This window comes from Arthrobacter sp. Y3223164 (assembly GCF_059091005.1).
In genome coordinates this window covers 1-3,149 of sequence record NZ_JBNHGF010000327.1, presented here as the reverse complement: position 1 = coordinate 3,149, position 3,149 = coordinate 1, and the positions used below count along the sequence as shown (strand labels likewise).

General features: G+C 69.5%; 2 protein-coding genes. Both read left to right on the top strand.

The annotated features are described in order from the left end of the window. Positions 1–237 precede the first annotated feature (237 nt). Entirely contained in the window at positions 238–1,398 is a 1,161-nt protein-coding gene (locus tag AC5RUJ_RS13425; protein ID WP_494128768.1) for an exonuclease SbcCD subunit D, read from the top strand. After that, the coding region (locus tag AC5RUJ_RS13420) for an AAA family ATPase (RefSeq protein WP_494155995.1) at positions 1,395–3,149 on the top strand (1,755 nt) is incomplete at its 3' end. The genes AC5RUJ_RS13425 and AC5RUJ_RS13420, both read left to right, overlap by 4 nt.

Here is a 3,149-nt window from a genome sequence, read left to right as displayed (position 1 = left end):
GCGGGTCCGCCGCCGGACGTGAGGTTCCCGACGTCGCGGTGGAGGACCAGCCGGACGAGCCGGCGCCGGCGGACGATCAGGGCGCCGCCGAGGCCCGCGACTTCTTTGACCGCAAGCCGAACCGGACACGCCCGCACGGCGAATAACCACAAGCCCCCGCGCAACGGCACGTCCCGATTTCGGGACGTGCCGTTGCGCTTGTCGGAAACTGTCCCAGCCGCCGGATAGTTTGGAAATATGAGGTTACTGCACACGTCCGACTGGCACCTGGGCCGTTCTTTCCACGGCGTCGGGATGCTGCAGGCGCAGCACGCTTTCGTGGAGCAACTCCTGCAGACAGTACGCGAGGAGGGCATCGACGTGGTGCTCATCGCGGGCGATGTGTACGACCGCGCGCTTCCCGGTGTAGATGTGGTCAACCTCTTTTCCGATGCCTTGTCGCGCATCCGCAGTGCCGGGGCAACGGTGATCTTGACCAGCGGCAACCACGATTCGGCCACCCGGTTGGGCTTCGGCTCCGGCATCCTGGCCTACGGCGGGGTCCATATCCGCGCCCGGCTGGACCAGCTTGCGGACCCGGTGGAGTTGAACCTGGACGGTGCGACCCTGGCCGTGTACGGGATCCCGTACCTCGAGCCGCGGCTGTGCGCGGAGGAGCTGGGAGCGGAGGCTCCCAGCCACACCGCCGTCACGCGGTCGGCGCTGGACCTCGTCCGTGCCGACCTTGAGCAAAGGAGGGCCGGCGGCGCCGTGCATTCCCTGGTCATGGCGCATACCTTTGCCAGCGGCGGCGTCACCTCGGACAGCGAACGGGACCTGAGCATCGGGGGAGTGGGAGCGGTCCCGCTGGATTTGTTCGACGGCCTCGACTATGTGGCGCTGGGCCACCTGCACGGGCGCCAGGCGCTGAGCGAAACGGTGCGCTATTCCGGCTCACCGCTGCCTTATTCGTTCTCCGAGGCCGGACACGAGAAGGGCGGCATCATCCTCGAATTCACCGCGGACGGGCTCGCGTCGGTGGAAAACGTCAGCTGGCCCTCCCCGCGCAGGCTCGCCGTGCTCAAGGGCACCATGCAGGACCTGCTCGAATCGGCGGACCACGCCTGGGCGCAGGACGCCTATTGCCAAATCACGGTCACCGACGACGAACGCCCGGCGAAGGCGATGGAACGGCTGCGGGCGCGCTTTCCCGACACGCTGGTGCTCAACTTCGAACCCGCCTCCGGGCCGCGCCGGGACACCATGAGCTACAGCCAGCGCATCGCGAACGCCCAGGACGACCTGGAGGTCTGCTGCGGCTTCCTGGACCACGTCCGCTCCCGGCCGGCCGACGAAGCCGAACGCGCACTGTTGGCCGATGCGTTGGCCGCCGTGCAGGCAGCGGAGGCCGCGGCATGAGGATCCACCGGCTTCAAATGCAGGCCTTCGGGCCGTTCGCTGCGCGGGAAACCATTGACTTCGACGAGCTGGGAGAGCAGGGGCTGTTCCTGCTCAACGGGCCGACCGGGGCCGGCAAGACCAGCATCCTGGACGCCATCTGTTTTGCGCTGTACGGGTCCGTTCCCGGCGCACGCCAGCAGGGGAAGCGGCTGCGCAGCGACCACGCCGAACCCGGGATAGAGCCGGAAGTCGTGTGCGAATTCTCCGCCCGCGGCAGACGGTTTGAAGTGACCCGCAACCCGCAGTGGGAACGGCCCTCGTCCCGGGCCAGGTCCGGATCGGTGACGGAGCAGGCGCGCACGCTGCTGCGCGAGAAGATCAACGGGGCCTGGGTCCAGAAAAGCGGCCGCAACGACGAGGCCGCGGCCGAGCTGCTGGCCGTCCTGGGCATGAGCCTGGAACAGTTCACCAAGGTAGTCCTGTTGCCCCAAGGCGACTTCGCGGCGTTCCTGCGCGCCGACGCCAGGGAACGCCGGCCGTTGCTGCAGCGCCTGTTCGCGACCGACCGCTACGAGGCGGTGGAGCAGGTCCTGGCGGACGAAGCGGCCAAGGCCCGCTCGGACTACCTGGCCGCGGTGGCAGGATCCGACCACCTGCTCGCCCGGGCAACAGAGGAAGCAGCCCGGCATCTGGCCATCGAGGACATGCCGGACCAGTCAATGCCTGCCGCGGACCTGCTCGCCGCGCTTGAGTCCTCGATGGCGTCCGCGGCCAGCTCCGTCCGCGACGTGGCCGAGCGCGGACAAGATGAGCTGGGCCGGCTGCGGGAGGCGATCGCCCGGCACGAGCGGGCGCTGGCCGACCACGCGGAATTGGCGGCGCTGGAGAAACTGGCAGCCGAGCACCGCAACGGCGCCGACGGCCACGCAGCGCTGACCGAAACCCTGGCATCGCACCGGGCCGCGGAACTGCTGGCGTCGCCCATCCGGCATCGGGATCAGGCGGCACTCGCTGTGGAACGGGCCGGGAAAGAGTTTTTGGACCGGATCGACGAGGCCGAAGCCCATCCGCTCTTCCCAACATTCGTTTCCCGCCGCCCCGACCCCGATGCCGCGGGACAGGCGCTGCTCGAGGAGGCGGCGGCACAGCTCTCCGCCGAGCTCGGACGAATCCGCGCCCTGCTGCCGGAAGAGCAGCGGTTGCAGGCGGCGGCTGCCGACGTGCGGCGGTTGGAACAGCACGCGGGCCGATTGGCCAAGGACATCGGTGCCGCGGAAACAACCCGGGAACGGCTGGCTGAAGTCGGCCGCGGGCTGCAGGAGGAATTGGCCACGCTGGCGGCAGCCTCCGACGACGTCGGCCTGCTCACCGAGCGGCTGGAACAGGCCCGACAGCTTCGGGACACCGTGGCCGACTACGGCGCCTGCCTGGCCAAGACCGACGAGGCCCGCCGGAACCGCGATGCGGCGCACGCCAGGCAACTTCGGCGCAAGGAAGCCTGGTTGTCGCTGTTGGAACAGCGACTCGATCAGGCCGCAGCGGAGCTCGCCGCCAACCTTGCAGAGGGAGACCCCTGTCCGGTGTGTGGCGGAACGGAACATCCGCAACCGGCCGCGGCCGCCGGCGGGCACCTGGTCACCCGCGAACAGGAAACAGCAGCCCGGGAGGACCACGCGGCGGCGGAAGCCACGTACTCCCAGGCCCGCGAGGCGTGCGCGGCACTGGAACAGCAACTCTCGGCCCTGGCCTCCCGCGGCGGCGCGACCGAC